At 70.3% G+C, this 5,815-nt stretch carries 5 protein-coding genes; 2 read left to right on the plus strand and 3 right to left on the minus strand.

Going from position 1 to position 5,815, the window contains the following annotated elements; translation table 11 throughout:
- Positions 1–644, minus strand: a 644-nt coding sequence (locus FV228_RS18645; protein ID WP_147855993.1) for an MFS transporter, incomplete at its 3' end; no start/stop codon positions are given.
- Positions 645–835: 191 nt separating this feature from the next.
- Here FV228_RS18645 and FV228_RS18650 point away from each other — a divergent pair.
- Both FV228_RS18650 and FV228_RS18655 read left to right on the plus strand, forming a co-directional pair.
- Positions 836–1,279: an antitoxin Xre/MbcA/ParS toxin-binding domain-containing protein gene (locus FV228_RS18650; RefSeq protein WP_147855994.1), complete on the plus strand. Its 444-nt coding sequence runs from the start codon at positions 836–838 to the stop codon at positions 1,277–1,279.
- Positions 1,276–1,800, plus strand: a complete 525-nt coding sequence (locus tag FV228_RS18655) for an RES domain-containing protein (RefSeq protein WP_147855995.1) — start codon at positions 1,276–1,278, stop codon at positions 1,798–1,800. Before FV228_RS18650 ends, FV228_RS18655 begins: the two co-directional genes overlap by 4 nt.
- An 8-nt stretch (positions 1,801–1,808) precedes the next feature.
- Here FV228_RS18655 and mfd read toward each other — a convergent pair whose 3' ends face one another.
- On the minus strand, positions 1,809–5,486 hold the full coding sequence (mfd, locus tag FV228_RS18660) for a transcription-repair coupling factor (protein ID WP_187277809.1): 3,678 nt from the start codon (positions 5,484–5,486) through the stop codon (positions 1,809–1,811).
- Positions 5,483–5,815 (minus strand): NUDIX domain-containing protein (locus FV228_RS18665; protein ID WP_187277810.1); only part of this gene is annotated, 333 nt, incomplete at its 5' end. The genes mfd and FV228_RS18665, both read right to left, overlap by 4 nt.

Here is a 5,815-nt window from a genome sequence, read left to right on the forward strand (position 1 = left end):
GGGGCCAGCAGCGCCGCGATCGTGCCGGGGGCGAGCAGCACCGCCATGCACAGGTAGGCGGCGCGCCAGCCGTAGGCGTCGGACAGGTAGAGGGCGCCGGCCCCGGCCGCGAGGTTGCCGACCCGGTAGCCGATCTCCGACCAGGACGACATCAGCGCCTGCCGCTCGGGCGGCGCCGCGGTGATGCGCCAGCCGTCGATCACCACGTCCTGGGTCGCCCCCGCCACCCCGAGCGCCAGGGAGAACGCCACCGTCCAGGCGAGCCAATGCGCCGGATCGCCGAACGCCACCCCGGCGAGCGCCAGCGCCACCAGGATCTGGGTGGCGACGATCCAGCCCCGCCGGCGCCCGAGCCAGCGCCCGAGCAGGGGCGCGTCGTGCCGGTCGAGGAACGGCGCCCAGAGGAACTTGAGCTTGTACGCGATGGTCAGCTCGCTCATCAGGCCGATCGTCGCCAGCGGCACCTTGGCCTGGACGAGCCACGCCGACTGCGTCGCGTAGACGAGCAGGAACGGGATGCCCTGCGCGAAGCCCAGCCCCAGCACCGCCACGACCCGCCGGTCGGTGAACAGGGGCGTCAGGAAGGCGTTCTTGTCGGACCTGTCCGGGCCGGACGCGCCGGTGGCCTGCGCCGGGTTCGCCATCTGCGCGTCTCCTGGGGTTTGCCTCGGCACAGAGCCAGAGACGGGCGGATGGCGCAACGACTGTCCTCCTGCCGGCGTCGAGCAGCGTTCGAGCAGGCGGCCCCGCGAACCGAGGGCAGGCCGGTCCTGCGCGACTTGCTCCCGTTCCACGTGAGCCATAAATGTGGCTCACGTGGAACGGAGTCCATGCCATGACGAACGACGCCATGCTCGTCGACCTGCTCGGGGTCGGCGCCTCGCCCGCGGGAACCGTGTCGACGAGCGAGATCGTCAAGCGCGTCAGGGAGGGTCTGCCTGTTCAGGCGCTCGAGCGGGTCGCCACCGCGGTCGCTCCCAAAGATCGCAATTTCCGGTTCAGTCTCGTGAAGAAGGCGACGCTGACGCGGCGGAACGCGCCGCAGGCGGGCTCCGCACGCCTCTCCGAGTTGGAAGGCGCGAAGGTCGTTCGGCTGGCGCGCGTCTGGGCGCTGGCCTGCGAGGTGTGGAAGGACGAGGACGCCGCGCGCGCATTCCTGCACCGTCCGCATGCTCTGCTGGAAGGGCGCCCCCCGATCGATATCGTGATGGAATCGGAATTCGGCGGTCCGCGCGTCGAGGCTATCCTGGGACGTCTCCAGGTCGGTTCCGTCGCGTGACCGCGCAGAAGCTCGACCGCGTCCAGAAGGCTTACCGGATCGGCGACCCCGCGGGGGCCTATCCGATCTTCGATGCGACGGGTTCGAGCCTCTATCCCGGTCGCTGGAACACGGCAGGCAGCCCCGTCATCTACGCGTCGACGGACTACGCGACGGCCATGCTGGAGAAGCTCGTCCACGGCAGCGGATCGCTTCCACCGAACCAGCACTACATCGAGATCATCCTCTCGGCCGGGCTATCCTACGAGACCGTGAACGTCACGGCCTTGCCGGGCTGGGATGCCCAAGACCCGTCCGTCGCCCAAACGTATGGGGAGGCCTGGTTTCGCGCGAACCGTTCGCTGCTCCTCTTCGTCCCCAGCGTCGTCGCGCGCGTCGCCGAGAACGTCCTCATCAATCCGACGCATCCGGAATTCCGCCTGGTCTCCCACGGCCGGCATATCCCCGTGCCATGGGATGATCGGCTGTTCGCGAGGGCTCAGCCCGCAGTGGCGGGAGACGAGGACGCCGCCCTGGAGTGACGCCCCCCTCACGCCGCCTTCTTCACCCGCTCGGCGATCTTCACGAGGCTCCGCAGCACCTCGGTGGCGGTCTTGAGCCGGGCCGGGATCGTGGTCAGCTCGCGCACGAACACGACGCTCATGTCGGGCCGCACCTTGGCGAAGGAGGCCTGCTCGGCCACGAACGCCACCAGCCCCTGCGGGTTGGCGTAGGACTTGTCCCGGAAGTGGACGACCACGCCCTTCGGGCCGGCCTCGACCTTCTCGACGTTGGCCTTGAGGCACAGGATCTTGATCGTGCCGATCTTGAGGAGCTGCTCCACCTCCGGCGGCAGCGGCCCGAACCGGTCGATCATCTCGGCCCCGAAACTCTCCATCTCGGCATCGTCCTGAAGGGTGGCGAGCCGCCGGTAGAGGGACAGCCGCGCGCCGAGATCCTCGACATAGGTCTCCGGGATGGTCACCGGGGCGCCGAGCGCGATGGTCGGCGACCACGCCTCCTCGGGCACGTCCTCGATGCCGGCCTTGAGCGCCGTGACCGCGTCCTCCAGCATCTGCTGGTAGAGTTCGTAGCCGACCTCCTTGATGTGGCCGGACTGGGCGTCGCCCAGGAGGTTGCCGGCGCCGCGGATGTCGAGGTCGTGGCTGGCGAGCTGGAAGCCGGCGCCCAGGGTGTCGAGGGTCTGGAGCACCTTGAGCCGCTGCTCGGCCTGGGTCGTGAGCTGGCGGTTGGCCGGGGTCGTGAACAACGCGTAGGCCCGGGCCTTCGAGCGGCCGACGCGGCCGCGCAGCTGGTAGAGCTGGGCCAGGCCGAACATGTCGGCCCGGTGCACGATCAGCGTGTTGGCGGTGGGGATGTCGAGGCCGGATTCGACGATGGTGGTCGAGAGCAGCACGTCGAACTTGCCCTCGTAGAAGGCGGTCATCACGTCCTCGAGCTGACCCGCCGCCATCTGGCCGTGGGCGATCGCGACCTTGATCTCCGGCATCTCGGCATCGAGGAACTTCTTCACGTCCGCCAGATCTTCGATCCTGGGCACGACATAGAACGACTGGCCGCCGCGGTAGCGCTCGCGCAGCAGCGCCTCCCGGATGGTCAGCGGGTCGAACGGGGTCACGAAGGTGCGCACCACCAGCCGGTCCACCGGGGGCGTCGCGATGATCGACAGTTCGCGCACGCCGGTCATGGCGAGCTGAAGCGTGCGCGGGATCGGGGTCGCCGAGAGCGTCAGCACGTGGACATCCGCCTGGAGCGCCTTCAGCCGCTCCTTGTGGGCGACGCCGAAATGCTGCTCCTCGTCGACGATGATCAGGCCGAGATCCTTGAACGCGATGTTTTTCGCCAGGAGCGCGTGGGTGCCGACCACGATGTCCACCGTGCCGGCGATCAGGCCGGCGCGGGTCTGCTTCATGTCCCCGGCCGAGACGAACCGGGACAGCTGGGCGATCTGGATCGGCAGCCCCTTGAACCGCTCGGTGAAGGTCCGGAAATGCTGGCGGGCGAGCAGGGTGGTCGGCACGATCACCGCCACCTGCTTGCCGGCGATCGCCGCCGCGAAGGCGCCGCGCAACGCCACCTCGGTCTTGCCGAAGCCGACATCGCCGCAGACCAGCCGGTCCATCGGACGCCCGGCATTGAGGTCGTCCAGCACCGCGTCGATGGCGTTGGCCTGGTCCTCGGTCTCCTCGAACGGGAAGCGGGCGGCGAACTCGCCGTAGAGTCCCTCCGGCGCCTTGAGCACCGGCGCCTTCCGGACGAAGCGCTGGGCCGCGACCTTGATCAATTCGCCCGCCATCTCGAGGATGCGGCGCTTCATCTTGGCCTTGCGGGCCTGCCAGGCGCCGCCGCCGAGTCGGTCGAGGGCGACCTCCGAATCCTCCGAGCCGTAGCGGGTCAGGAGTTCGATGTTCTCCACCGGCAGCAGCAGCAGGCCGCCGGTGTAGCTCAGCTCCAGGCAATCGTGCGGGGCGCCGGCGGCGTGGATCGTCTTCAGGCCGGAGAACCGGCCGATGCCGTGGTCGGCATGGACCACGAGGTCGCCGGGCTGGAGCGCCTGCACCTCCAGGATCACGTCCTGGGGCCGCTTGGCCTTGCGCTTCTGGCGCACCAGCCGGTCGCCCAGGATGTCGCCCTCGGAGACCACGGCGAGTTCGCCCACCGTGAAGCCCGCCTCCAGGCCCCAGACCGCCACGGCGGAATCGGCGCCGCGCTTCAGCGCGTAGACGTCCGACAGGCGGGTGATCGCCACGGGCTTCCTCAGGCCGTGGTCGGCGAGCACGCCGCAGAGCCGGTCGCGGGAGCCGTCGGACCAGGATCCCAGGATCACGTGATGACCGGATCCCTGGAGGTCGCGGATATGGGCCACCGCCGCGTCGAACACGCTGGCGCTCTCGTTCGCGCGCTCCGGCGCGAAGTTTCTTCCGGATTTTGCGCCGCAATCGATGACCGCGCGCTCGGGCGAGTCCGGCTGGGCGAAGGGCGTCAGCCGCGCCACGGTGGCGGCGGCGATCCGCTCCTTCAGCTCGTTCGGGGTCAGGTAGAGGGCGCGCGGCGGCAGCGGCTTGTAGGGGGCGACGCCGGACTGGGGCGTCTTCATCGCGCCCTCGCGGGCCTGGTAGTAATCCTGCACGAGGCTGATCCGCTCGGCGGCGGCATCCTCGACCTGCGGGTCGAACACCAGCGGCACGCCGCCGAGATAGTCGAACAGCGTGTCGAGTTCGCCGTAGAACAGCGGCATCCAGTGCTCGAGGCCGGCATAGCGGCGGCCCTCGCTCACGGTCTCGTAGAGCCGGTCGTCCCGGGTCGCCGCGCCAAAACTCTGGATGTAGCCCTGGCGGAAGCGCCGGATCGTCTCGGTGGTGAGCTGGACCTCGCTCATCGGCATCAGGTCGAGCGAGCGCAATTGGCCGGTGGTGCGCTGGGTCTCCGGATCGAAGGCGCGGATCGATTCCAGCGTGTCGCCGAAGAAGTCGAGGCGGATCGGCACCGGCAGGCCCGGCGGCGACAGGTCGAGGATGCCGCCGCGCACCGCGTACTCGCCCGTGTCCCGTACCGTCCCCGTGCGCAGGAAACCGTTGGCCTCGACCCAGGCGACCACGTCGTCCATCGCCACGACGTTGCCGATCGCCGCCGAGAACGCCTCCTTGGCGATGTGGCCGCGGGGCGGCACCCGCTGCACCAGGGCGTTGACCGTGGTGCAGAGGATGCGCGGGCGGTCCTCGGCGGAGCGGGTCCGGGCCAGGCGGGCCAAAGCCGTCATCCGGGCGGCGGCCGTGGCCGTGGTCGGCGAGACCCGGTCGTAGGGCTGGCAGTCCCAGGCCGGCAGGTTCATCACGCCGGCGCGGGGCCAGCCCGACCGGCAGGCCGCCACCATCACGCCCCAGCCCGACAGGCCGCCCGCGAACGGCCGTGTGCCGTCGATCGGGTCGCCCACGAAGGTCCAGGCGTCGCGCGCCAGCATCGCCTTGGCGGCCGCGTGGCCAAGCTCGTCGGCCGTCTCCTCCTCGATCAGGTCGGGGCCGAAGCGCGCGTGCAGCAGGCGGCTGACCGCGAGATCCGCCTCGGTCAGAGCCTGGCCGAGGTCCGGCCCCTTGTTGGTCATCGCCAGGCCCTCCGCGCGCATCGCGAGCGCCAGCGGCGCGGCCTCCTCGGTGAAGGCGAGCATTGCGGCGAGGACATCGCCGACCGGGGCGTCGGGTGCGATCATGCGGCGAACAACGCGGGCTGGCGCAGCATCAGCGCCTGGACCAGGACGAGGGTCTTGAGATCGGACAGGCGCCCGGCGCGGACCTGATCCGCCAGGGCGCTGAGGGGTACCTCCAGCACCTCGACCTGCTCGCCCTCGCCGGGCAACCCGCCTCCCGGGCCGACGCGGTCGGCCTGACGGTAAGGGGCGAGGTAAAGCCACAGGCGCTCGGAGGAGACGCTCGGCATGCTGTAGGCATGGGTGACGCGCTCGAGCCGCTCGAGCCGCACGCCCGCCTCCTCCATCGCTTCGCGGATCGCGGTCGCCTCCGGCTCGCCGCCGTCGAGGCC

The organism is Methylobacterium sp. WL18 (assembly GCF_008040015.1).
GTDB lineage: Bacteria > Pseudomonadota > Alphaproteobacteria > Rhizobiales > Beijerinckiaceae > Methylobacterium > Methylobacterium mesophilicum.

What these genes read in the sequence shown, in the direction of transcription:
- mfd (WP_187277809.1), bottom strand. Translation starts at nt 5,486, where the DNA reads ATGATCGCACCCGACGCCCCGGTCGGCGATGTCCTCGCCGCAATGCTC.
- FV228_RS18650 (WP_147855994.1), top strand. Translation starts at nt 836, where the DNA reads ATGACGAACGACGCCATGCTCGTCGACCTGCTCGGGGTCGGCGCCTCG.